The organism is Chryseobacterium rhizoplanae, assembly GCF_900182655.1.
In the GTDB taxonomy this organism is placed as follows: Bacteria; Bacteroidota; Bacteroidia; order Flavobacteriales; family Weeksellaceae; genus Chryseobacterium; species Chryseobacterium rhizoplanae.
On the sequence record NZ_FXTC01000002.1, the window covers coordinates 375378 to 401238 of the forward strand.

The following is a 25861-nucleotide window of genomic DNA, read 5'->3' on the forward strand; positions in this document are numbered from 1 at the left end:
GTTAAAGAATCTTAATAAAAAAAACCGCATACTTACCAAAAATAGGCCGTTGCGGTTTATTTTTCTTTAACATATGTAAATAATATGTTAAAATGTGTTAAAGTAAGATCCTGACAATTATCATATCAGGGGTCTTTTACTCGGAATCTTTACTTTTGTATTGCTTTTGAAAATAAATATTCCTTTTTAACACGGATAATCAAATATATATGAAGAAAAGAGTTTTGTTTTATTTAGTTGCTCTAGTTACTACAGTTTCATTGCAATCGTGTGCTACAAATTATGTGGTTTCAAAACCAGCAACTTACACAAAAGAATACAAAACAGATGCCAAACTAGCTTCTTTAGATAACAAAAGAATGGAGCAGGATAAGCAGAAACTTATCGACTCTTTCTTAGCTGAAAAGGCTGCATCTATCGCTAGTGCTAAAAAAGCAGTTAAGAATTCTGAGATTGCGAAAGTAATCAAACATAATAAAACCATTGACGGTATCCTTGAAGAAGCTGAAACATACCTTGGAACTCCTTACAGATACGGAGGAACTACAAGAAACGGTATAGATTGTTCAGCTTTTGTTCTTTCTGTATTCGGAGCAGCAGCAGGGCTTAGCTTACCCAGAGTAGCAGCATCTCAGGCTCAGGAAGGAGAAAGAATTGAAAAAGGAGATCTACAGAAAGGAGATTTGATTTTCTTTTCTCACGGAAGAAGAATTTCTCACGTAGGTATTGTAGAAAGTGTTACTGAAGAGGGTGAGATCAAGTTTATCCACGCAGCAACATCAAAAGGAGTAATGATTTCTTCACTGAATGATTCTTATTGGGGACCTAAGTTCAGATTCGCTAAAAGAGTGATCAATGAAGAAGGAGAAGCTTACAATAACTTAGCAGCAATCACTCCCGCTACACCAGCAAATTTTTAATTTTATAAATAATTGATTTAAATAATGAAGCCATCAGAATTCTGATGGCTTTTTTATATACCCTATTTGCACTAAGTTTCAGTTTAAGGGAATATGTACATCAAAAGAGAAAAGCGGATTAAAACCCTCTATTGATTCAATATTGATATTTTTATAAGCAATTAGTACATGACCGAAGACATCAGCTGTTCTTATCAATTTCAATATCCAGTTTGTATAACAGTCCATATATTTCAGAGAGTGAAAACCTGGCCTTTTTAAGCCTGTTTAAAGCCGGATCTATTGAATAGTTGACAGAAGTCCTGAAATCTGCTTTTTCAAGGTTTGTAGTATCGAAAACAGCGCCTGACAGATCACAGTTACTAAAGACACCATTTGATGCATCACATTCAGTAAAGTCTACCTCAATTAATCTGGAATTTTTGAAAACTGTTTTCTTAATGGAGGTTTGATAGAAAACCGAATTATTCAAAGCACATCCATCAAATGTAAAAGATAAACCGAAGGCATTACAATCATTAAACTGAAGGCCAAGCATTTTACATTCTTTGAAAATCACACTATGAAAAGCTGTTCTCACAAGCTTTGCCATGCTGAGGTTACATTCTATAAATTCACAGTCTGTAAAACTGAATCCGGAAAGGGTTGCATATTCAAAATTACAGTTGCGGAAAGTACAGTTTTCATACTCTCCTTTTTCCAGCTGAGAAAAGTCTGTGTTTTCAAAATCCTGATCCGGGAAATAAGCTTCTTTCATATTTTTATGATTGATCAATGGCAATATACTCCATCCATGGGCAGATTTTAAATTAAGAATAAAAATTTCAGCTTTTAACCGTTGCTTTTTTTGATCTTAAAAGACAATTACACCAAACTGTTTTTATCCGAATAATTAAGTTTAAAGAAAATAAAAGTCATCATAGAGAATGCCAACAGAGAACTTCCCCCATAACTGAAATACGGAAGAGGAATCCCAACCGTAGGGAAAAGTCCCATAACCATCCCTAAATTGATCGAAAAGTGCATCAGAAGAATCGAGGCAAAACAATATCCGAAGACCCGGTTAAAAGTAGACTTCTGCCTTTCTGCGAGATAATATATTCTTCCGATATAAACCATGTAACATAAGATTAGAATTGCACTTCCCAAAAAGCCCCACTCTTCTCCTACTGTACAAAATATATAATCTGTTTCCTGCTCGGGTACAAATTTTCCCTGGGTAACAGATCCTTCACGATATCCTTTCCCCCAAAGTCCACCGGATCCGATGGCGGTTTTGGAATATAATAAATTGTATCCTGATGTATCTCTAAATGCTTTTTCACCTTTGTAAAGAACATCAATTCTTTCTCTCTGGTGCTTAGGAAGTTTTTCTAAAATAGTTGGAGATGCGAAAGCCAGCCCACACAGTAGAAGAATAGATCCTGAAATTCCCGAAATAGAAATCACATCCCAGGACATTCTATGATAATTCATCGCAATCAGAATACCGGCAATTACCAGAACAGCTATGGCAACATAAATAGGGGGAACCGCTAATGAAATCAGAAAAACCCCGGCAAAAAGAAATCCTACCCCAAACAAAAGGCCACTCAGCCCTTCCCTGTATAAAGCAATGAAAAATGCAATAAATACAAGCATGGAACCTACATCCGGAATAGCAAGAACCACAACCGCCGGAACTCCAATAATGGCTAAAGTAGTCAACAAAGACTTCCTGTTTTTAAGATTAAAATCCGGTCCGGAAACATAGTTGGCAAGCATCAGCGCTGTTCCTATTTTCGCAAATTCTACAGGCTGCATGGTAAAACTTCCAAACTTATACCAGTTCTTTTGCCCTAAAATTTCTTTTCCAAATGGAAAAAGACCGATAAGCAGCAAGACTCCGCCAATATAAATAATGCCGGCCATATTTTCAAAGAACTTACTTCTGCTGAAAAATATAATAAGTCCCACAAACAGCGAAATACAGAAAAAGATCAATTGCTTTTCCCCAAGTTTCTGGTCAACACTGTAAATATTTGCAATGGCAAAAACACAAAGCAGGAAATACAGCCCAAGGCCTAATTTATCTATTCCTTCAGTCCATTTCATTGCTTGACAGTTTTTTTAGCAGTATTATTCTTTTTAGCTTCCTCTTCTATTTTCTTTTGCAGTTTGGCTTTTTGCTGTTTCATCAGCTCCAGACTATCCTTTATTCTTTTTTGTTTGATTGAATCCGGTTTAGGATCAACGTATAACCCTTTACGTTTCAAGTCTGCAATCCACTGCCTTTTGTACTCCGGCATGAAACTCGAGGTGATCATTTTTTTATAAAGATTTTCTCTTTTCAAATCACCTGTAATATATTTCTCAGCAATTACCGTACAAGCTGGTCCTGCCCAAGTTGCCCCGAATCCTGCATGCTCCATTACTGCTACTACAACAATTTTAGGTTTTTCAGCAGGAGCAATCAATACAAAGATAGAGTTATCTTTTCCTTGTGGCACCTGTGCGGTACCTGTTTTGGCTAATTGTGTAAAGTCATTCGATTTCAATCCTCTTGCTGTTCCTCTCAAAACCACAGCTTCCATACCTTTTAAAACAGGTTCAAAATGTTTTGGATCAACTAACGTTTTATGCTTAACCTTAAATCTTGGATCAGGATTAGGCTTCCCGTCAATTCCTTTTACGATATGAGGAGTATAATACCACCCCTTATTGGCAATGGCGGCTACATAGTTTGCTAACTGAATAGGAGTTACCAAAACATCTCCCTGTCCCATCCCGTTATAGATAGCACCGGTTGACATCTCATCCCAGTTTTTAAAATCAGTTCTCTTGGAACCACTTGCTTTCATGATGGCTTTAAACCTTTTCTCATAAAAATCTCCTGAAGGTATTCTACCTTTTGCACCCACAGCAAAATCATTATTCAAAAATTCTCCCACTCCGAAGCTGCTCATGATCTTTTTCCATTCATCAACACCTTTTGAAGGATTTCCCGGATATTTTTTGATGATTGCAATAAATGCATACGTAAAAAAGCAGTTACTGGAAACCTGAATGGAAGGAATAAGCGGATCTGCTCCACCGTGTCCTTTAATTCTTTTTCCTTTATAGAAAAAACCGCCTCCACAAGGAAAAATAGTCTTTTCATCCATTACTCCCATCTGCATGGCCGCCAGAGCAGTCAACAATTTGAATGTTGATCCCGGAGGATAACCTGCCTGCAAAGAACGGTCAAAAGTGGGCTTATTTTCGTAAAGCGTATCTTTTGACAGCGCATATAAATTTTTTGACTTGTAAGGTCCGGTGAAAAGATTCGGGTCAATATCCGGTCCGGTAGCCGCAACCAGTACTTCTCCGTTATTAGGATCTATAGCTACAATTGCACCATGTTTATTAACAAGCATTTCTTCAGCGGTTCTCTGAAGATCATAATCAATGGTTAATGTAATGTCTTTCCCTGTAATTACATCTTTATCTAAAGATCCGTTTTTATAAGAACCAATATTTCGGAGCCTGATATCTTTTTGGATATATTTCACCCCTTTTACCCCACGAAGGTCTTTTTCGTAGGATTTTTCAACTCCTGTTTTTCCGATAAAGTCCCCCGGTAAATAGTAGGTAGAATCTTTTTTTATTTCACGTTCATTTACTTCACTGGTATATCCCAGAAGGTTACCTGAAGTAGAAACCTCATATTGGCGCTGAGGTCTTTGTACAATATTAAAAGCCGGATATTTAAAAATAATTTCCTGAACTCTTGCGATGTCTTCTCTGCTCAGATCCTTCAAAAAGGTCATCGGAGTCAGTTTGGAATAATATTTTTCCTTCTTAATTACATCAATTCTTTTGATAAAATCCGCTTTGGAAATCTTCATAAGACTACAGAATCCGAGGGTATCAAAATCCGGGCGCATTAAAGCCTGTGTAAAAGAGACTTCATAAGCAGGCTGGTTTCCTACCATGATTTTACCATTCCTGTCAAAAATGACTCCACGCTGTGGAATAACATATTCGGTTTTGATGGAGGTATTCGCTGCATTCAATGCATATCGGTCCGTAAATAACTGTAAATAGGCAAGCCTCGCCACAAAAATAAGGGCGATAACAACGAGGATGGAAAAAATTTTAAAATAACGTGTGTTCAAACTTTTTGTTTGATTTTAAATATTAATGCGTAGATGACTATAAATATAAATGAAATTACACTAGTTACCAACACATTAAATAATATTTCGAAAAATCTGCTAAACTTAAAGAATTCGATATACTGCACTAAAAGCTGGTGCAGGAAAATACTGGAAAATAAAAACAGTAAAAACTGTGCCCATTGAAGGGACTGAAAAGAGAAAAAGTCCGTAGATGTATCGGTAGAAGTTCTGAAGATCAACGTTCTGAAATAAGCAATCAGCGTCGTTGCAAATGCATTGATTCCCCATGAATAAAGAAAACCGTCAATAGACAGCCCTATTAAAAAGCTCAATGCCAGGAACTGAAATTTATTCCTGAAAAAAGGATAGAACATGACAAATACGGGATACAATACCGGAGTATATTTCCCGAAAAGCGTAATCCTGTTCAATACAAATATCTGTAATGCCACAAGAAAAATCATGATCAATATATCAGTAAATAAAGTCCTGCTAATCATTTTCTTTTTTTATTACAGCCTGCATAGTGTCCTGAATCTTCTGCACTTCTGCTTTCTTAAGATTCTTCACTACATATACTTTGTTCAACGCTCCCATTTTTTCACTCAGCTCAACGGAGATATCCCAGAAGCCGGTTTTATTATCTACAGAATATCCTGCAATAGTACCAATAGTCACTCCCTTAGGGAAAATTGCAGATTTACCGTCTGTAACAACAGTATCTCCTACTTTTAATGCAACATATTTTGGAATATCTGCAAGGTGCATCACTCTGGAATTATCACCATTCCACGTTAAAGTCCCGAAATATCCTGAGTTTTTGAGTGCTGCATTAATTCTGATCTTGTTGACACTTAAGACCGACTGAACTAATGCATAACTGTCTGTAGAGTTAATTACAATTCCCGCAATACCTCTTGGCGCCATTACTCCCATCTGAGGAAAGACCCCATCTCTACGGCCACGGTTGATTGTAAAATAGTTGTTTCTTCTGTTGATACTGTTGAAAACAATTTCCCCATCAACAAAAGTATAGATCTGCCCACCACCAATGGTATCGTGAACTCTTTTGAAAACAGGATTCTTCGATCCGTCTTTTCCATAAAGTTCAGTCATAAGGGCTTTATTCTGAACCACAAGATCTTCGTTGATCTGTTTTAGCTTCAGATAAGAAACTCCTTCATCAATATATCCGGAAACCCAGGAATTAAAAGCAGCAGTCTGCCCCGCCAACCAGGATTTCTGCATGGCATTTCTGGAGAATATCAAAACCAGAGCAATAATTTGCAGAAATATAAAGAAGACGAAAAGAGTATTCTTCGAAAATAATCTCAGCAAAAATCCCATTCAGATATATAGTCGTAAAAAGTTAAAATTATTTAATTAAGAAATTGAACTTATCCATATTCTTAAGGGCAATACCTGTTCCGCGAACTACAGCTCTCAACGGATCTTCCGCAACAAATACAGGAAGACCTGTCTTTTTGTGGATTCTGTCCGCAAGACCTCTTAATAGCGCTCCTCCGCCAGCAAGATAAATACCTGTTTTGTAAATATCAGCTGCCAGTTCCGGTGGTGTAAGAGAAAGCGTTTCCATTACAGCATCTTCGATTCTAATGATGGATTTGTCTAATGCACGTGCAATCTCTTTATATCCAACCATAATTTCTTTAGGCTTCCCTGTAATAAGGTCTCTACCCTGTACCGGGATATCCTCGATGTCTACATCAAGATCTTCTACTGCAGAACCTACTTCAATTTTGATTCTTTCAGCAGTTCTTTCTCCGATATAAAGGTTATGGTGAGTTCTCAGGTAATAAGCAATATCATTGGTAAATACATCTCCTGCAATTTTTACAGATTTATCACATACGATACCTCCTAAAGCGACTACAGCAATTTCTGTTGTACCTCCACCTATATCGATGATCATGTTTCCTTCAGGTTTCTGCACGTCTATTCCCACCCCAATTGCAGCAGCCATTGGTTCATAGATCAGTCTTACTTCTTTTGCGTTTACTTTCTGAGCAGAGTCTCTTACTGCTCTTTTTTCAACTTCAGTAATACCAGAAGGGATACAGATTACAATTCGTAATGCAGGTTGTATGAATTTACCTTTGATTCCAGGAATTTTTTTGATAAATTCCTTGATCATGTGTTCAGAAGCATGAAAATCAGCAATAACTCCATCCTTCAAAGGACGAATAGTTTTGATGTCCTCATGAGTTTTACCTTGCATATGCTTAGCCTGTTCCCCTACAGCAATGGGTTTACCCGTAGAACGTTCAATTGCAACAATTGACGGTTGATCTATAACAATTTTATTATTATGGATGATTAGGGTATTAGCCGTTCCCAGGTCTATCGCAATTTCTTGCGTAAACATATCAAATAAACTCATATTTTTCTTCTGATTTTAAGTTTACAAAGATATAAATTTAACCCTACTAAAGAAATTTCCCGCCAACTTAATTTGGTTAAAATTTTATTAAAATTTATAATTCTTTATTAACTTTCAGTTTAGACGTTTACAGACTTTGAGTTAAACTAAAATTAATGGGTTGTTAAAAGGGTGAAAAGCGAAATCAATGAAGGGTGAAAAGACGGGTACCTAACAAGCAAACCGACTCTAAGCAGCCCTTAACGCATTTAAATCCCACCTATTTCTTAAAAAAATTAACAATTGGAAACAATCAACAGTAAAACTGAAAAAATACCTTTGTAAAAGCAAATTCACTTTTTGCCACCCTCCTCTTACATCTTTATCACCTTATAGTTTTTTACGATAATTATCATATACACTATCTGAGAGTGATTAATTAAAAAAAACGTAAATTTGCGACTGCTTATGTTACAGTATTCCAACATTCATCGAACGTCAAATTTTGCCGTGCTTTCTATAAGCTACGAGAAAGCCGACGTAGAAACGAGAGGAAAGTTTGCATTTTTTGATGAAAACATCAAAAACTTTGTTTCCAGGGTCCATCAGGAAGATCTTGGGGATGCATTTGTGGTTTCTACCTGTAACAGGACCGAAATTTATACTACTTCTCCCAATTACCTTTTAGTGGCTGAAGAATATTGCAAAACCATTGGAGTACATCTTACGGATTTCCTTCAGTTTGCCAATATTTTGACCAAGGAAGAGGCTCTGATTCATCTTTTCAGAGTTGCTGCCGGTCTTGAAAGCCAGATTATCGGAGATTTTGAAATTATCGGACAGATCAAAAAAGCATACAGCCGTTTCAAAAAAGAAAGACAGAATTCTAATCCCTATCTTGAAAGAGCTATCAATGCAGCGATTCAGATTTCGAAAAGAATAAAAAATGAAACCGGCATTTCCAACGGAGCAGCTTCTGTTTCTTATGCGGCGGTTCATTATATTTTAAACAGCCAGAAAAGGATTGCTGAAAAGAACATCCTTCTTTTGGGTGTAGGTGAGATAGGACAGAATACTGTTGAAAACCTGGTTAAGCATGTCTATCAGCCAAAAATTAAAATTGCAAACAGAACTCAGGAGAAAGCTGAAAAGATTTCCCAGAAATATAATATTCCTCACGTTGATTATTCTGATTTTGACCAGGAATTAAAAAATACTGATATTCTTATTGTGGCAACAGGAGCTAAACATCCTATTGTCAACCAGTCTCATTTCCCGAACGGAAAAGAAACACTGGTTATTGACCTTTCTATTCCCCATAACGTTGAAAAGAATGTTACTGAAAATAAAAACGTAACATTAATTGATGTGGATGAGCTTTCAAAACAAATCCAGGAAACGATTCAACAGCGTGAAAGAGAAATCCCGAAAGCTGAAAAAATCATCAAGGAACTGATGAAGGACTTTATTGAATGGGAGAAAAAGAGAAAGCTTGCACCGAATATCCATCATTTCAAAGCTGTTTTAAAGAATATGGAACGCAATGAAATGCATAATTTTTATAAAAAGAATAAATACATAAACATCACGGACATGGAACTTTCTGATAAAATGATCCAGAAAATCACCAACCGTTTTGCAAAATATATCATCGATAACCCTTTAAAAGCCGAAGAAATTAGTAAATTAATGCACGAAATATTAGTTGAACAACCAAACAACGAATTCAATGAAAAGCATTAGAATCGGAACGAGAAATTCCGCACTTGCACTTTGGCAGGCTAGAGAGGTTGCAAGGCACCTTCAGAACAACAATTATTTAACGGAGATTGTTCCTATCGTTTCTTCCGGCGATAAGAATCTTAATCAACCTTTATATTCTTTAGGAATCACCGGGGTTTTCACAAGAGACCTTGATATTGCCTTATTGAATGACGAAATTGATATTGCCGTACATTCTTTAAAAGATGTTCCTACTCAGTTGCCTCAGAATATTGAGATGATCGCCTATCTGGAAAGAGATTATCCTCAGGACATTCTGATCAGAAAAGAATCTGCAAGGAATAAAGAATTCCATGAGCTTAAACTGGCAACCAGCAGTTTGAGAAGAAGAGCTTTCTGGCTGAGAAATTATCCGACTACTGATTTTTCGGATATCCGCGGAAATATTCAAACCAGACTTCAAAAACTGGAAGACGGAAACTTTGATGCGACCATTTTATCTCTGGCCGGAATCAAAAGAATGAAAATGGAAATTGATTACGAGATGCTTCCGTTAATGATTTCTGCTCCATCACAAGGAGTAATTTCCGTTGCAGGACATACTGACAAACCTGAAATCAACGAGATTGTACGTCAGATCAACCACAACCCAACCCAGATCTGCGTAGAGATCGAAAGAAACTTCTTAAGCACTTTGGAAGGCGGCTGTACTGCCCCTATCGGAGCTTTTGCTGAAATCATCGGGGATCAGATCCGCTTCAAGGCTGCACTTTGCTCTTTGGATGGGAAAAACTGCATTGCCGTGGATGAAAACTTTGTATACACTCCAACAGAAAATTTTGGAGAAAAGTTTGCAAAAGTCGTTCTTGAAAACGGAGGAAAGGAATTAATGGCAGAAATCAAAAGCCAGATCTAATTTCAGATTCAGTTTCTTCACCTCCTCTTTTCATCTTCTTAATTGTATAGGCATGAAAATCTTATTTACTAAAAATATAGACCCATCTATTATATCCAAAGAATTAGGAGAGGATATTTTGGTTGACTGTGTTGAGGTGATTAAGACCAATCCTATCATAATCAGTCCTTTTGATCTGAAAAATTACTCTTTGATTTTCACCAGCGTCAATGGTGTTATATCTTTTTTTAAAAACAGGTTTAAACCCAATGAGGATTTTACTGCAAAAAACTACAACAAGATCTATTGTGTAGGTGAAAAGACAAAAAGAGAGTTAAGAAAACATGGCTTTGGAACATTTAAGGTAATGAAAAATGCTGAAACGCTTTCCAGATTTATTATCGGAAAATGTCAGCATGAGCAGTTTCTTCATTTCTGCGGCAATCTTGCCATCAACGTTCTGGATAATGAGCTTCCGTTACAAAACATTAAATACAAAAAAGTTACGATTTATAATACTGAGGAAATCAATCCCGTAATAACTGAAAAATATCATGCTGCGGTATTTTTTAGTCCGAGTGGAGTTCGTAGTTTTGCAAAACGAAATTCCCTGGAAGGCATGAAGCTTTTTTCGATAGGAGAAACAACCTCTGGAGAATTGAGAAACTATACTCAACAAGAAATATTTACTTCCGAAGACAATAATTTGGCATCAATATTGAGTTTAATAGTGAAAATTTTTAAAAACACACAAATATGAAAAATTTAGTTACATTACTCGTAGGATTATTATTAACCACATTTTCTTGTACAACACAAACAGGAAACCAGGGAGCCACTACAGTACCTTACACTGAAGCAAAAAATTATTTTGTAAAAAACACGTATAAAAGTAATGCCGTTGCGGTAAAGAAAATTGTTTCCCAACAGGAATTTGAAGAAATCTTCGGAGCTGCAGCAACTATGGGAAAAGATGGTATGCCCACTATGATTGATTTTTCTAAAGATTATGTTATTGCATTAATCGGAACAGAAACCAATGCGAATTTGAATCCGGAATTCAAGATCGAAAGTCTTGTTAAAAAAGGAAATTCAGTAATTCTTTCATATGCTAAGAGCGCATGGAGCACAAACACTCCTGCTTCATACAACATTATGCCTATGAAAATACTAATTGTCAGCAAGCAATACGATGGCAAAGTTAGTAGTTTGAGCTTAAAATAAATTATGATAAAAAACGACCTATATTTAAAAGCACTTCGCGGAGAAACCGTTGAAAGACCTCCTGTTTGGATGATGAGACAAGCTGGAAGATATCTGCCGGAATTCATTGCTTTAAGAGACCAATATGATTTCTTTACAAGATGTCAGACCCCTGAGCTTGCCGCTGAGATCACCCTGCAGCCTATCCGCAGATTTCCTTTGGATGCAGCGATTCTCTTTTCTGATATCCTGGTAGTTCCACAGGCAATGGGTATTGATTTCAAAATGAAAGAATCTGTTGGGCCATGGTTAGATACTCCTATCAGAACTATGGAGCAGGTTCAGAATATTGAAACTCCGGATGTGAATGATACTTTAGGCTACGTTTTTGATGCTATTGAGCTTACACTACAGAAACTGGACAATGACATTCCATTGATCGGTTTTGCAGGTTCTCCATGGACAATCCTTTGCTATTGTGTGGAAGGAAAAGGAAGCAAGGCATTTGATATTGCAAAGTCTTTCTGTTTCCAGCAGCCTGAAGCAGCTCATTTATTACTGCAAAAAATCACTGATACTACAATTGCTTATTTAAAGAGAAAAGTAGAAAAAGGAGTTTCTGCAGTGCAGGTTTTTGATTCGTGGGGAGGAATGCTTTCTCCTACAGATTATCAGGAATTCTCATGGCAGTACATCAACCAGATTGTTGAAGCATTAAGCCCGCTTACTCATGTGGTGGTATTTGGAAAAGGATGTTGGTTCGCATTGGAAGATATGACGATGTCTAAAGCTTCCGCTCTGGGAGTAGACTGGACTATTAAGCCGGAATTTGCGAGAACACTGACCAATCACACGATGACGTTACAGGGTAACTTTGATCCTGCAAGACTTCACTCCACTCCTGAGACGATCAAGAAAATGGTGAATGAGATGATCAACCGTTTCGGAAAAGACAGATATATTGCCAATCTAGGTCACGGAATTTTACCTAATGTACCTGTAGAAAATGCTGAGGCATTCATCAGAGCAGTCGTTGACTGGAAACCGAATGTATAAGTTTATTTCTTTTGAAAATATACAAAACCTTATAGGATATTCTATAAGGTTTTTTCGTTTTAATAGTTTATTGATAAGTCTTATTTTTTTATTATTTTCTTCTTAATCGCTTCCCGGTTATTATTTGTAATTATTATGATATAGGTCCCTTTGGGAATATCCGATACATCATATGAATCAGATTCTTTATCAAAAGTTTTCACAATCTTTCCTGACATATCAATAACGCTGACTTTTTCAAGCTTATTTTGAGAGCCCAGCTTAATATGAATATTATCTCTTACAGGATTTGGATATACCATTATATGATCAGAATGTAACGCTTCTGAGACAGCCAAAACCCCGCTTGTAATCATCACATTATCTACTACAACACCGTAAGAATAGTCACCGGCATCGTCATAAACAAATCTTAGCTTAAAAGCCGGATTCACATAGGGTGTCAAGTCTATATTGGCTGCAGCAGCATAACTCGTTACTACATATGAAAAGGTATTAAAATCAAGATCCCATACTCCTGCTTCACCTGAAAAGGTAAAAACCTGGGTCCAGGAAGTTCCATTGAAAACTTCAACTTTTAAAGTAGAATCAAGATTATAAATCATATTGGCATAATTAAACGACAGCTTTGGATTTACAACTCCGGTAAGATTAATTACAGGAGAAATCAATCTCGCATTCGTATTAACTGCGGTTGGCCCTGCATCGTCATCATCAAAAAAAGCAGCGCCGCTAGGAAAACCGGCAAAACCATTTTGCGCACCCACATTCCAATTAAAAGCTGTATCAGGATTTTCTACCGTCCATCCGGTCGGCAAAGCATTACCGTTGAAGTTTTCAGAAAAAACTTGTGCATTACATATTCCACAAATGGATAAAAAGAAGATAAATAATTTTTTCATAATAAAATATTTGATGTTTATATAAAATTAAGAAATAATATATTACAAATCATAATTAAATATGAAAATCAATATGTTATAAAAATGATAAAAAATCACCATCCTATTCCTAATTATTTATATCTTTAAATAACCTTTAAATCACATCAAATGAAAAAACTAAACAAAGACAAGATGAAAAGCATTATGGCAGGTGGAGAAATCTGCCTTGAATGTGCCATTGGATATTATCAGGTCATTATTGACGGCCGATGTTATTGCGTTCCATGGGAATAATAAAAAAAAGCAGCTCAACAGCTGCTTTTTAATTTATATAATAAAGAATTAAATTAACTCAACATTCGTTGTGCTTTCTTAACTCCTTCTACCAGAATATCAATTTCCTCAAAAGTATTATAAACAGCGAAACTGGCTCTTACCGTTCCTGCAATATTAAAGAAGTTCATGATCGGTTGTGTACAGTGATGTCCTGTTCTTACGGCAATTCCCATTTTATCCAGGATCATTCCTACATCAGATGCTATTCCCACACCTTCAAGATTAAAGGAAACAACACCTGTTCTCTTTGCTTTTTCACCATAGATTTTAATTCCTTCTATTTCCAAAAGCTGCTTCTGGGCATATTCCAATAAAGCATTTTCATGATTCTGAATATTGGCATGACCTATCTTGTTCATAAAATCAACAGCAGCTCCTAAAGCAATATTTCCTCCTACATTGGGTGTTCCTGCTTCATATTTAAATGGAAGACCTGCATAAGTAGTTCCTTCAAAAGAACATGTAGCGATCATCTCTCCTCCTCCATGAAATGGCGGCAAAGCTTCTAATATTTCACGTTTTCCATACAGAATACCCGTTCCCATAGGTGCATACATTTTATGACCTGAAAACACAAAGAAATCACAATCCAGCTTCTGTACATCAATATTGAAGTGCGGAGCAGACTGAGCACCGTCAATCACAATATAAGCATCTGTATTCTTTCTTGTTTTTGCTATAATTTCTTCAATAGGATTCACAATTCCCAAAGCATTGGAAACCTGGTTTACAGAAACAACCTTTGTTTTTTCGCTTAAAAACTTATCAAAATGATCCATCTGAAGAATTCCGTTTTCATCAATAGGAATTACACGAAGTTTTGCTCCGGTTCTTTCACAAAGCATCTGCCACGGAACAATATTAGAATGATGCTCCAGATATGAAATAATGATCTCATCATCTTTCTGCAGTTTCTGTGTTAAAATATAAGCGATCAGGTTCAACCCTTCTGTTGTTCCTTTTGTAAAAATTACTTCAAAATCATGTTCAGAATTGATGAATTTCTGAATCTTTCTTCTTGAAAGCTCCATTTCTTCCGTAGCCAGCTGGCTTAAGGTATGAATTCCTCTGTGAACATTGGCATTAAGTTCTGTATAATATGCGTGACAGACTTCCAAAACCGAATTTGGCTTTTGAGATGTAGCTGCATTATCCAGGTAAACCAATGGTTTACCATTCACTTCTCTGTCCAATATAGAAAACTGGCTTCTTATTTCCTGAATGTCAAACATTTATTTATTTTTTAAATTAAGACGTCCTTATTTAGAACACTTCAAATTTACGGCTTTTTTTCTGAAAGAAAGCATGGGGCTAAGAGCTGATAGTTATCAGTTGATAGAAATATTCGATGGTATATAGCGAAACAAGTCAATAACCAATAAAGGTCATTTGTAAATTTCGTTTTGACACTGCACAAAAAAACCCGTCAAAAAATGACGGGTCTTATATTGTTTAAATAAGCAATTCTTATTCTGCTGCAGTTTCTTCTGCCGGAGCTGCTCCTTCTTCAGTTGCAACTTCTTCTTCATCTTCATCATCCATTGCTGCTGCACCTCCTTTCATTGCATTTCTAGACATCTTAACAGCAACTACTACTGCATTGTCCGGGTGCATGAAAGAATATCCTTCTGTTTTGATACCACCGATGTAAAGCTTGTTACCAATTCTTAATGGAGTAACATCTACAACGATCTCATCTGGCAAGTTAGCAGGAATAGCTTTTACTTTTAGTTTTCTGAAAGACTGACGTAAAACACCACCAGCTACAACACCTTTTGAACGTCCAGTAATTCTTACAGGAACCTCCATTACTACTGGCTTATCGTCAGACAGTTGATAGAAGTCTATGTGAAGAATTTTGTCAGTGATTGGGTGAAACTGAATGTCCTGAAGAACAGCTGGAATTGTTTTTCCGTCAACCTCAATAGATACCGTGTGTGCTTCAGGAGTGTATACTAATCCTTTAAAAGCTTTCTCTTCAGCAGAGAAGTTTAAAGGTGCTTCACCTCCATAAACAACACAAGGAACTAATTCAGCATCACGTAAAGCTTTTGTAGACTTTTTGCCCACGTTTTCTCTTTTTGTACCTTGAATTGTAATAGATTTCATTTATAATAAATTTAAAAAATTATTCTTATTTAATTTGCAATATGCTCAAAATCAATTAAATAACAAACTTACTGCTAATTGATTTATGCTCATGAACCATGGTCATAACATCTGCAAATAACGGGGCGCAAGATAGCACTTTTATTTTAGATGACAAATTATTTTTAACAGGAATTGAGTCAGTTACAATAACTTCCAACAATTTTGAGTTCTCAATGTTCTCGTAAGCCTTTCCTGAAAGCACTCCGTGAGTTGCCATAGCTCTTACTGTTTTTGCTCCCTTTTCAATTAAGATATCTGCTGCTTTACAAAGTGTCCCCGCAGTATCAATCATATCATCAATAAGGATTACGTTTTTACCGGTAACATCACCAATAAGGAACATTTCTTCTACAACATTTGCCTTTTTTCTTTCCTTATAAGCAATTACCACTTCAGCACCTAAGTGACCTGCATAATTTTTAGCTCTTTTCGCACCTCCCATATCCGGAGAAGCAATGGTAAGGCTATCAAGATTTAAAGATCTGATATAATCCACAAAAATACTTGAAGCGTATAAATGATCTACCGGAATTTCGAAGAATCCCTGGATCTGATCTGCGTGAAGATCCATTGTCATCACTCTTGTTGCCCCTGCTGCTGTAAGAAGGTTTGCAACTAACTTCGCACCGATCGGCGCTCTTGGTTTGTCTTTTCTGTCCTGTCTGGCAAGTCCGAAGTAAGGAATTACAACGGTAATGCTCTTTGCAGAAGCTCTTTTCGCTGCATCAATCATTAGAAGAAGTTCCAAAAGATTGTCTGCAGGAGGGAATGTAGATCCAATCAGGAAAACTCTTCCTCCTCTTACAGATTCGTCCAAAACAGGCTCAAATTCCCCGTCGCTGAACTCCTGAAAGTTGATTTTCCCTAATTCTTTCCCATAATTCTGGGCAATTTTCTCTGCCAAGTCCCTGCTGGTTCTTGTACAAAATAGATAACTTAACTGATCGGCCATTTTTACTTTTTAAAAGATTTTGCAAATTTAAAAAAAAACCACAAGATTTACTCCTGTGGTTTCTAAGTTTTTATTTTATCAATTATTAAGGGAATTTAACTCCTGAATATTTGTTTGGATCTACCTGTGGAAGTGTAGATTTGTATTTCGCATTGATAGACTTGATAAATTCGTTAGCAACAATACCATATCCACGTCCTGTCAGGTGAACTCCATCCAGAGAGAAAGCTCCTCCTGTAACAAATTTCGCAGTATATTTCACACCATCATATGAAATACCAGATTGCGCGTTTAGTTCCAACATTTTAGCACCAGCATCCACAAAAGCTAATCCATAAGAATCAGCAAGCCCTTTTATAGAGGCGTTGTATGCAGTGGTTGCTGTTTTCACATAACCAGCTTCTGTTTTCGTTAGTACATGTTGGTTTTGTAATGGATAAGAAATTCCATAAATATTTACCGGAGCAGGAACTCCTGCTGCTGTACTTCCAATCACAGAACTTGTAGTAAGCAAGATATAATCATCTGCCGTTGCTTGTCTTGCCTGTCCGAAGATCTGACCAAAAGCCGTTGCTGTTGGCAATCCCAAAGAAGGTGTAAGTGCCGCTGTAAGCTGAGCTGAAAGATCTGTCAAAGCAACATCTTTAATTAATACAGGGTTTGGACCCGTCGCCGAAAGCAGGTTAATTCTATCCCCAGCTCCAAAAGCAGTAAGAGCCTGCTTTAAAGGACCATACAAACTTGTATTAAGAGTTGTCAAATTTGAACCTAAAAGAGCGGGTGTCAAAGGGTTATAAGGAACTGTAGTAAAGAAAGGAACTGAAGTAACAGAAGGGATATTGGCAATAACACCTTTTGATGTTCCCACACTTTTAAGTCCGTCCAAAACAGCTTTGATAGATCCAGCCACAAGTGCAGGATCTGAAATATCATTTGATTTATAAGTGGTAGGATTTGTATTTCCTGTCTGAACCGTAGCAGCCGTATAAGTTGTAACACCTCCTACAGTTTGAGAGTTTGTACCTCCATTGGTAGCATATGATAATACATCATTATTTCCTATCCAAAGAGAAAAGAATGTAGCTTTCTGAGCCATGGCATCAGCCAGCACACTTGTTGTAGCAGAAGAAGCAAATCTTACAAAATAAGGATTAGCAGTTCCTGTCAGAAGTCCTGCCTGGCTACCATAACCTGGAGCTACCAGGTGAAATGACTTCGCACCAGGCACACCCATATTATTATAAGTCCCTCCACCGGATAACACATCCAGTGCCGCTGCTGGTCCGCTTGGCACAGGCGCTAAAGATCCGTTAACAACCTGAAGAGTCAATTTTCCAGAGAATCCCGGGAGATTGTTGAATCCTCCTATATCATTAGGCATCAGTGGTTGTTTAAAATCTCCTCCACCTGCAAGTTTCATCTGTGCAGCAATCATACTTGGATAAGATTCATTTTGGCCGCTGCTATAAAGAGCACCATCACGATATCCTGAAGTAAGAGAGTTTCCTAAAGAAATATATTTTGTAAAGTCTGCATCTCCTTTTGTTACCTGGATATCTTTCACATCCGTATCGAAATCCGTATTACAGCTTGTTACTGTAAAAAGAAGTGCAGAAACTGCAATTGTCGATATTATAATTTTTTTCATAGTCTTCTAAAATTAAAAAGGATTATACGATAAACCTAGGCCTAAGTAAAACGCTGTTGCTTTCGATTGTCCGTAGAAACCTAGATTAGCGTTATTTACATTTCTGTATTGAGGCATTGCATATCCTCCTGCAATATCAACTCCGAATTGTTTCAGCTTAATACCTATCCCTCCTGTTACCACATAGGTGTCATATGATGGTGTTTCCGGAATAAAGTTGTCAGTTGTATAAGGTGCTTCATCATAATAAGCTCCCAAACGTCCGTAGATCATATTGGTGAATGCATATTGAGTTCCCAATCTGAATGTTTTGGAATTTTTGAAGTTCTTAGGATTGGTAAGAATTGTCGGGTCTGTTGGGTTATTCCCAATAGGAGCATTCTCGAAATCTAAAGTAAGCTTGCTGTATCTTTCCCATCCATGATAGTTAAAGTCTGCAGAAACCTGCCATTTCGGTGTCACTTTATATGTTAAACCGATGGTATATTCTTCCACTAATGGAAGAACTGCTGAGAAGCCATCCTGTCCTGCTGCATTCAGCTTCAACTGTGTATAAATAGACTGAGACGGGAACTGGAATGTAGCGGTACCTTTTTTAGCTTTCATATCAATTGCTGAACGGTAGGCAATACTTACGTCTAATTTCGGATCAGGTCTGAAATAGAAACCGAAACCATATCCATGTCCACTTGCTTTTTTATCGTTGATATTTACCTGTCCTCCAAATTGCGTTACAGCTTTATCCCAATCTACAACTCCTTTTGCGTAGATATAACTAGCACCAAAAGATACCCAAGGAGCAAGTTTCACAGATACCATTGGCTGGAAGTAGAAGCTCTTCAGTTCCAGTTTCTGAACCATTTCTTTACCTTCCCAGTCATTCGGCCATTTAATTGTACTTCCAAAAGGTGTTGTAACACTAAGACCCACGGTTAGCTTTTCTATTGGTCTATAAGTAATCGCAGCGTAGAAAGGTGTTCCTACAGGGTTATCTGTTTCTGTACTTTGTAAAGTATTGAAATTTTGAAAAGTAACTTTGTTACTTGCAGCAAACCCTCCTGCCACTACACTCAGTTTGGAAGGGATAAATGACATACCCGCAGGGTTAAAGAATGTCACACTCGCGTCTTCGGCATGAGCACTAGTATGCGCCATTGCCAATTGTTTTACCCCTTGCAGGGAAACTCTGAAGCCTCCTGCGTAAGATAGAACTCCCGCCAATAAAGCAGTTGATACTAATATTTTTTTCATAGACTATTATTATATAAGCCAAATATAAAATTATTTTGAATACGTCTGTTAATATTTGCTAATATTTTAAACAATATCTTAAAAGAAAACTATGTTTAAAATAATACCTTCAAATAATTACAAGCCAAAATTTTCATTATTAAACATTTAAGAATATTTTAGAACAATGCCTATTTAAGTGTTTAACATTAAACATTTGTTTAATGTTAAAATTATCTTACCTCAAAAATTCAGAACAGGGGAACAAATGATAATAAATGTTAAAGTTAAAAAATCTTCCTCTCCAACTATTCCCTTATAACAGGCTTATCCCAGTCTTCAGCTTTCATTCTTACTTAAAATACATTAATGTTTTGCCCCGAATTCAGGTTATTTAAGTATTTTAGAATTGCATAAAGATAAAAATACATAAATTTGCAGATTATAAATAATAGTAATATGAGTTGTGGATGTAAAACATCCGGCGATTCTGCACATTCTTGCGGCCCTAAAAAAACCGCAAATGGCTGTGAAAGTGTAAATACCTGCGGGAATAGTTATAAATTAAGTGTTTTTGACTGGCTATCTGACATCAACAATCCAGCACCTAACAGGTGTGATTTTGTAGAAGTCAGGTTTAAAAATGACAGAAAATCGTTTTATAAGAATGTAAATAATATTCCTTTACATATTGGTAGTGTAGTTACAGTAGAATCAAGTCCGGGACACGATGTAGGCGTTGTAAGCCTTACGGGAGAATTAGTAAAGATTCAGATGAAAAAGAAAAAGTTTTCTGAAGAATTGGCACTCAAAATATACAGACAGGCCAACCAAAAAGATCTTGAGGTATGGCAGGAAGCAAGAAAAAAAGAAGACGGTGTAAAGCTTGAAGCAAGAAAAATTGCTCAGAGAATAGGCCTTGAAATGAAAGTTACTGATGTGGAATACCAAGGTGACTCTTCAAAAATCACCTTTTATTACACCGCTGAAAACCGGGTGGATTTCAGACAGTTAATTAAAGATTATGCCGGAGCATTCCGTACCAAGATCGATATGAAACAGATCGGCTTCAGACAGGAAGCTGCAAAAGTAGGTGGAATAGGATCTTGCGGACGTGAACTTTGCTGTTCTACATGGCTTACGGATTTCAGATCTGTAAACACCAATGTCGCAAGATATCAGCAGTTGAGTATTAACCCTCAAAAGCTTGCAGGACAATGTGGTAAGCTTAAATGCTGCCTTAACTATGAGCTGGACAGCTATTTGGATGCATTAAGCAATTTCCCTTCTTCTTCAACCACTTTAGAAACAGAGAAAGGAAAAGCATTTTGTATCAAAATTGATGTCTTTAAAAAGAAAATGTGGTTTGCTTATGTAGACAGTTCCATTGCATGGTATGATTTTGATATCGACCTTGTTAAAAAACTGATATCGAAAAATAAAAGAGGAGAAAAAATTCTTCCTCTTGAAGACCTGAAACAACCGGAAGCTTCTACTCAAAATATTGATCTGATCCAGGAAAACAGCGTAGATCGTTTTGAAAAGAAAAACAGAGGAAACAGGAACAGAAACACCCAGAATAAGTCAAACAACCATCAACAGGGACAACAAGGACAGCCACAAGGTCAAAAAAGAAACAGACCGGAGAGACAAGACAGATCTGAAAAGTCCGAAAACCCTAATGCTCAATCTGGAAATCAACCCAGACCTCAGAAACAAAATCCACAGCAAAAAGCACCTGTGGAAAAAGCAGAGGGTAACCCTGGTGATGATAAGAAGCCACAAAACAATCCGAACAAGAAGAAATTTAAAAAGAAATATCCTCCAAAAAAAGATAATAATGCATAAAATTTTAGGATTATTTTCCCTTATCCTTTTCTTTAGCTGTAACTCTTCCTCAGGAGGAGATGTCATCATGAATTCCGTTAATAACAAATGGAATAAGAAAAATGAGCAAAAATTTAATCTTGAAATTTCAGATCCGCAAAATCCTAAAAATATTATATTTGTCGTAAGAAACAATAACAGTTATCCTTACAGTAATATAAGGTTTATTGTGAATTTCACCAATCTCCAGAACAAGAAAAAGGAAACTGACACCTTGAATTATGTGCTGGCAAAACCAAATGGAGAATGGCTTGGTACAGGCTTTGGTGATACAAAGGAAACTTTGTTTCAGTATAAATTGAATTATCTGTTTCCGGGAAAGGGAAAATATGAAATCGGCCTGATCCAGGCAATGAGAAATGACAACCTTTCGGGAATTGAGGATATTGGGGTAAAAATAGAAACGGCTAAACCGTAACCATAAATGGAAGAAAACAAAAAAAATGCAGGAAATAAGGGAAAAACTTTTCCTCTGCCTCCTAAAAAAAAGAAAGATACCTCCTGGAAAAAATGGGTCTCATTTATTTGGATTGGACTCGTTGCGGTAGTTCTGGGAATTTCGGGACTTTTCTTTGCAGTTTCTCAAGGATTCCTTGGGGAAATGCCTGATGTAAAAGAGCTTGAGAACCCTGACATCTTTGTCGCTTCAGAAATTATTTCTTCGGATGGAGTTATGCTGGGTAAATTCGAAAAGGAAAAAACACAGCCCATCGTTTATAAGGATCTTCCTCCTTACCTTATCTATGCCCTTCAGGCTAAAGAAGATGAGCGTTTCAAAGAACATTCAGGAATCGACTTATATTCTATTGCCAGAGCGGTAGCGTATGGCGGTGGCCGTGGTGGAGGTTCTACAATCACTCAACAGCTGGCAAAACTTCTTTTCACAGGAAATGCTTCTCAAAATAAAATTGAAAGGGCATTCCAGAAATTAAAAGAATGGGTAGTAGCGGTAAGCCTTGAGAAAAGATATACCAAAGAAGAGATTGTCACTCTTTATTTCAATAAATTTGATTTCCTTTTCAATGCTAACGGTATTGAAATGGCTTCCAGAGTTTATTTTAACAAAAAGACTTCGGAACTTACATTACCTGAGGCTGCAACATTTGTAGCAATGCTTGAGAACCCAAGAAAAAACAACCCTTACAGATACCCTGAAAAGGCAAAAGAAAGAAGGAATGTGGTATTGGATCAGATGCAGAAAACCGGATATATTGATGCTGCCACTTATGAAAAAGCAGCCAATACTCCTATTGAAGTAGACTTCCACCCTATCAAAAGTATTACTGACGGATATTCGGCTTATTACAAATTCTATCTGAGAAAAGAGATTGACAAGTATCTTGAATCTCATGAAAAAGAAACCGGTAAAAAACTTAACCTTTACAAAGACGGTTTAAAAATATATGTCACCCTTGATTCCAAGATGCAGAAGTATGCAGAAGAAGCAATCAAAGAACACTTAACGGATCTTCAGAAGAGATTTGATGCAGAACAAAGAGGAAGAAAAAACAGACCTTTCTACTATCTTAATGACAAACAGATCAAAGATGTGATGCTTCAGGCGATGAAGAGAACCGGCCGATACAAGCTGTTAAAGGCTGACGGAATGCCAGAAGACTCCATTATGATGGAATTCAAGAAACCTATCAAAACTTCAAGATTCACATGGAATGGAGAGGAGGAAGTTGAAATGTCTCCTTGGGATTCCATCAGATACCATAAACAAATTGCGCAGGCAGGTCTGATGTCTATGGTTCCGGGAACCGGAGAGATCAAAGCATGGGTAGGAGGTATTGACTGGCAGCACTTCCAATATGACCACATCAAGCAAGGTAAGAGACAGGTAGGATCTACCTTCAAGCCTTTCGTATATGCCACTGCTATCATGAAACTGGGAATGACTCCTTGTTCAGCAGTTTCTAACGGAACTTATGATCATAACGGATGGCATGTGCCGGGAAGAGGAGGAATGCTTACTTTGAAAGACGCTTTGGCACACTCTCAAAACCCTGTTGCTGCAAGACTTATTGAAATGACAGGAGTAGATGCTGTAATCCAGACTGCAAGAGATCTTGGAGTAACAGAAGATATTCCGAGAAACAATACAATTGCTTTAGGTTCATCTGACATTACTATTTATGAAATGCTTGGTGCCTACAGTACTTTTGCCAACTATGGTAACTACAATAAACCGGAAATGATCTGGAGAATTGAAGATGCCAACGGTAGAGTAATTAAAGAAGTAAATGTAGAGCCAAAAGAGGTAATGAACCCAATGTACGCTTACACCATGATCGAACTGATGAAAGGTGTTGCACAGTACGGAACCGCTTCCGGAGAGCTGGGAAGAAGAGGAATTTCAAAAGCAGTAGAAATTGCTGCCAAAACAGGAACAACTCAGAACAACTCCGATGGATGGTTTATGGGAATCACACCAAAATTAGCAACCGGAGCATGGGTTGGATGGGAAGACAGAGCAACTCACTTCTTTGGAACCGGTGAAGGTCAGGGTGCAAAAATGGCGTTGCCAATCTGGGCGATCTTCATGAAGAAAGTATGGGCAGATAAAAGTTTAGGAGTTACCCCTGATGATAAGTTTGTTAAACCTTCCGATTGGAAAGACGGCTGCTCAAACCTTAAAGGATTAAGCGGAGGATACGGAGATGACGGAAGCCTTCAGACGATCGATGAGATCAAAAATCCAAGGCCGGCAGATCCTACGCCTAAAAAACCAACAGAAAAGAAAGAGGACAACATCAATGAAAATCTTCATTCCAATGATGAAGTAGATTTCAATAAATAAATTCTCTTTTAGAAATACACAAGACCTTTCAATAATTTGGAAGGTCTTTTCTTTTATAATTAATACCTTTGAAGTATGAATATCGAACGCATCAGACAACCTTTCATCGAGAATTTCCCAGGTGATTTTTCAAACAACCCCATGCAGAGAAACACCCCAAAGGTTTTATTTTCTACTATCAAACCAGCCGGTTTTGGTCAACCTGAATTGATTGCTTTTAATGAAGTCTTGTCCGAAGAAATAGGATTAGGAAAATTTGAAGATAAAGATCTCGACTTTCTGGTTGGAAATAACCTCCCGGATAATGTTCAAACTTACGCTACCGCTTATGCAGGCCATCAGTTTGGAAACTGGGCAGGTCAACTTGGGGATGGAAGAGCAATCCTTGCAGGTGAAATCACAAATGAGGCTGGAAAAAAGACAGAAATCCAATGGAAAGGTGCCGGAGCAACTCCCTATTCCAGACATGCTGACGGAAGAGCTGTATTAAGATCTTCTGTACGTGAATATCTGATGAGTGAAGCTATGTATCATTTAGGAGTTCCTACAACAAGAGCACTCAGCCTGGCTCTTACGGGTGAAGATGTAATGCGCGATATTATGTACAGTGGAAATCCTCAGCTTGAGAAAGGTGCAGTGGTCATCAGAACTGCTGAAAGTTTCCTGCGCTTCGGACATTTTGAACTGATGTCTGCTCAAAGGGAATACAACAGCCTGCAAGAACTTGCCGATTTTACTATTGAAAATTATTTTCCGGAAATCGCGTCATCAGACATTCAGAAATACAAAGACTTCTTTCAGAATATATGTACCCGTACCGCAGACTTAATGGTAGAATGGTTCAGAGTAGGATTTGTACATGGAGTGATGAACACAGATAATATGTCTGTTCTGGGGTTAACTATTGATTACGGACCTTACTCCATGATGGATGAATATGATTTGAATTTCACCCCCAATACCACAGACCTTCCGGGAAGAAGATATGCATTCGGAAAGCAGGGACAGATTGCCCAATGGAATCTCTGGCAGCTTGCCAATGCACTTCATCCATTAATTAAAGATGAAAAGTTTTTAGAAGACACTTTAAATAATTTTGGAACGTATTTCTGGGAGGCTCATGATCAGATGCTTTGTAAAAAATTCGGATTTGATCAGCTACAAAAAGAAGATGAGGATTTCTTCACCAATTGGCAGGGATTAATGCAGGAACTTCAGCTAGACTATACGCTCTTTTTCAGTCAGCTGGAAAAAATAACTCCGGATACTGATATCAAAGAACATTTTAAAGAGATTTCTTATATCGCTTTAAATGAAGAAATGCTGGAAAAACTTAGCAGCTTCATTAAGAATTATGAAGCAAGGTTAGATTTAAATTCTATATCAAAAGAGGCTTCACTAGCCATAATGAAAAAAACAAATCCAAAATTCATCCTGAGAAATTATCTCCTTTACGAATGTATTGAAGAGATCAATAACGGCAAAAAAGAAATGCTGGAAAAACTCACCCAAGCTTTGGAATTTCCTTATCAGGAATTATATCCTGAGTTCTCCGTCAAAAGGCCATCCGGCTATGACGATACCGCAGGGTGTTCAACACTTTCTTGCAGTTCATAAGATTCCAACAACAAACAACACATCTAATTATCATATTA

Annotated in this window: 23 protein-coding genes; 11 read left to right on the forward strand and 12 right to left on the reverse strand. The window is 37.2% G+C overall.

Annotation, left to right across the window (positions count from 1 at the left end):
- The first annotated feature begins 209 nt into the window (after positions 1–209).
- Positions 210–920: a C40 family peptidase gene (locus tag FN817_RS06915; RefSeq protein WP_047422199.1), complete on the forward strand. Its 711-nt coding sequence runs from the start codon at positions 210–212 to the stop codon at positions 918–920.
- Between the two features lie 181 nt (positions 921–1101).
- On the opposite strand, the gene FN817_RS06920 is transcribed toward FN817_RS06915, so the two are convergent.
- From FN817_RS06920 to FN817_RS06945, 6 genes are all read right to left on the reverse strand, one after another.
- Positions 1102–1677: a pentapeptide repeat-containing protein gene (locus FN817_RS06920; RefSeq protein ID WP_142717302.1), complete on the reverse strand. Its 576-nt coding sequence runs from the start codon at positions 1675–1677 to the stop codon at positions 1102–1104.
- A gap of 107 nt (positions 1678–1784) precedes the next feature.
- Positions 1785–3014: a rod shape-determining protein RodA gene (gene rodA, locus FN817_RS06925; protein ID WP_142717303.1), complete on the reverse strand. Its 1230-nt coding sequence runs from the start codon at positions 3012–3014 to the stop codon at positions 1785–1787.
- Complete coding sequence (locus FN817_RS06930; RefSeq protein ID WP_142717304.1) at positions 3011–5056, reverse strand: peptidoglycan D,D-transpeptidase FtsI family protein; 2046 nt, start codon at positions 5054–5056, stop codon at positions 3011–3013. The genes rodA and FN817_RS06930 overlap by 4 nt, the downstream gene beginning before the upstream one ends.
- Positions 5053–5559 (reverse strand): hypothetical protein, encoded by a 507-nt coding sequence (locus FN817_RS06935; RefSeq protein ID WP_002982456.1) that lies wholly within the window; start codon positions 5557–5559, stop codon positions 5053–5055. The genes FN817_RS06930 and FN817_RS06935 overlap by 4 nt, the downstream gene beginning before the upstream one ends.
- A complete protein-coding gene (mreC, locus tag FN817_RS06940; RefSeq protein WP_077413387.1) occupies positions 5552–6406 on the reverse strand; it encodes a rod shape-determining protein MreC in 855 nt (284 codons plus the stop codon). Before mreC ends, FN817_RS06935 begins: the two co-directional genes overlap by 8 nt.
- A gap of 28 nt (positions 6407–6434) precedes the next feature.
- On the reverse strand, positions 6435–7460 hold the full coding sequence (locus FN817_RS06945) for a rod shape-determining protein (RefSeq protein WP_045491741.1): 1026 nt from the start codon (positions 7458–7460) through the stop codon (positions 6435–6437).
- A 447-nt stretch (positions 7461–7907) separates the two neighbouring features.
- Between FN817_RS06945 and hemA the strand changes: the two genes are divergently transcribed.
- The 5 genes from hemA to hemE are packed head-to-tail and all read left to right on the forward strand — an operon-like array spanning position 7908 to position 12315.
- Complete coding sequence (gene hemA, locus FN817_RS06950; RefSeq protein ID WP_142717305.1) at positions 7908–9182, forward strand: glutamyl-tRNA reductase; 1275 nt, start codon at positions 7908–7910, stop codon at positions 9180–9182.
- On the forward strand, positions 9169–10077 hold the full coding sequence (hemC, locus tag FN817_RS06955; protein WP_047376231.1) for a hydroxymethylbilane synthase: 909 nt from the start codon (positions 9169–9171) through the stop codon (positions 10075–10077). The genes hemA and hemC overlap by 14 nt, the downstream gene beginning before the upstream one ends.
- A gap of 52 nt (positions 10078–10129) precedes the next feature.
- Positions 10130–10816 carry a uroporphyrinogen-III synthase gene (locus FN817_RS06960; protein WP_142717306.1) on the forward strand — a complete coding sequence of 229 codons (687 nt, stop codon included), beginning with the start codon at positions 10130–10132 and terminating at the stop codon, positions 10814–10816.
- Positions 10813–11280: a hypothetical protein gene (locus tag FN817_RS06965; protein WP_142717307.1), complete on the forward strand. Its 468-nt coding sequence runs from the start codon at positions 10813–10815 to the stop codon at positions 11278–11280. The genes FN817_RS06960 and FN817_RS06965 overlap by 4 nt, the downstream gene beginning before the upstream one ends.
- 3 nt (positions 11281–11283) lie before the next feature.
- The gene (gene hemE, locus FN817_RS06970) at positions 11284–12315 is read left to right on the forward strand and encodes a uroporphyrinogen decarboxylase (RefSeq protein ID WP_034691752.1); all 1032 of its coding nucleotides are present in this window, start codon (positions 11284–11286) and stop codon (positions 12313–12315) included.
- Positions 12316–12395: 80 nt separating this feature from the next.
- Here the strand turns inward: hemE and FN817_RS06975 are convergent, their stop codons facing one another.
- Positions 12396–13217 (reverse strand): T9SS type A sorting domain-containing protein, encoded by an 822-nt coding sequence (locus tag FN817_RS06975; protein WP_142717308.1) that lies wholly within the window; start codon positions 13215–13217, stop codon positions 12396–12398.
- A gap of 150 nt (positions 13218–13367) precedes the next feature.
- Here FN817_RS06975 and FN817_RS06980 point away from each other — a divergent pair, with 150 nt between their 5' ends.
- A complete protein-coding gene (locus FN817_RS06980; protein WP_047422190.1) occupies positions 13368–13493 on the forward strand; it encodes a hypothetical protein in 126 nt (41 codons plus the stop codon).
- Between the two features lie 53 nt (positions 13494–13546).
- On the opposite strand, the gene FN817_RS06985 is transcribed toward FN817_RS06980, so the two are convergent.
- The 5 genes from FN817_RS06985 to FN817_RS07005 form a co-directional block, all read right to left on the reverse strand.
- Positions 13547–14767, reverse strand: a complete 1221-nt coding sequence (locus FN817_RS06985; RefSeq protein WP_142717309.1) for an aminotransferase class V-fold PLP-dependent enzyme — start codon at positions 14765–14767, stop codon at positions 13547–13549.
- A gap of 235 nt (positions 14768–15002) precedes the next feature.
- Positions 15003–15644, reverse strand: a complete 642-nt coding sequence (locus FN817_RS06990) for a 50S ribosomal protein L25/general stress protein Ctc (RefSeq protein WP_142717310.1) — start codon at positions 15642–15644, stop codon at positions 15003–15005.
- A 55-nt stretch (positions 15645–15699) separates the two neighbouring features.
- Positions 15700–16638: a ribose-phosphate pyrophosphokinase gene (locus FN817_RS06995; RefSeq protein ID WP_047376208.1), complete on the reverse strand. Its 939-nt coding sequence runs from the start codon at positions 16636–16638 to the stop codon at positions 15700–15702.
- Positions 16639–16723: 85 nt separating this feature from the next.
- Positions 16724–18286 (reverse strand): SGNH/GDSL hydrolase family protein, encoded by a 1563-nt coding sequence (locus FN817_RS07000; protein WP_142717311.1) that lies wholly within the window; start codon positions 18284–18286, stop codon positions 16724–16726.
- A gap of 12 nt (positions 18287–18298) precedes the next feature.
- Complete coding sequence (locus FN817_RS07005) at positions 18299–19537, reverse strand: OmpP1/FadL family transporter (protein WP_142717312.1); 1239 nt, start codon at positions 19535–19537, stop codon at positions 18299–18301.
- Between the two features lie 438 nt (positions 19538–19975).
- Here FN817_RS07005 and FN817_RS07010 point away from each other — a divergent pair, with 438 nt between their 5' ends.
- From FN817_RS07010 to FN817_RS07025, 4 genes are all read left to right on the forward strand, one after another.
- Entirely contained in the window at positions 19976–21364 is a 1389-nt protein-coding gene (locus tag FN817_RS07010) for a PSP1 domain-containing protein (RefSeq protein WP_142717313.1), read from the forward strand.
- The gene (locus FN817_RS07015; RefSeq protein WP_142717314.1) at positions 21357–21821 is read left to right on the forward strand and encodes a gliding motility lipoprotein GldH; all 465 of its coding nucleotides are present in this window, start codon (positions 21357–21359) and stop codon (positions 21819–21821) included. Before FN817_RS07010 ends, FN817_RS07015 begins: the two co-directional genes overlap by 8 nt.
- A 6-nt stretch (positions 21822–21827) precedes the next feature.
- Entirely contained in the window at positions 21828–24206 is a 2379-nt protein-coding gene (locus FN817_RS07020) for a transglycosylase domain-containing protein (protein ID WP_047422183.1), read from the forward strand.
- A 75-nt stretch (positions 24207–24281) separates the two neighbouring features.
- A complete protein-coding gene (locus FN817_RS07025) occupies positions 24282–25823 on the forward strand; it encodes a protein adenylyltransferase SelO (RefSeq protein ID WP_142717315.1) in 1542 nt (513 codons plus the stop codon).
- Positions 25824–25861 lie beyond the last annotated feature (38 nt).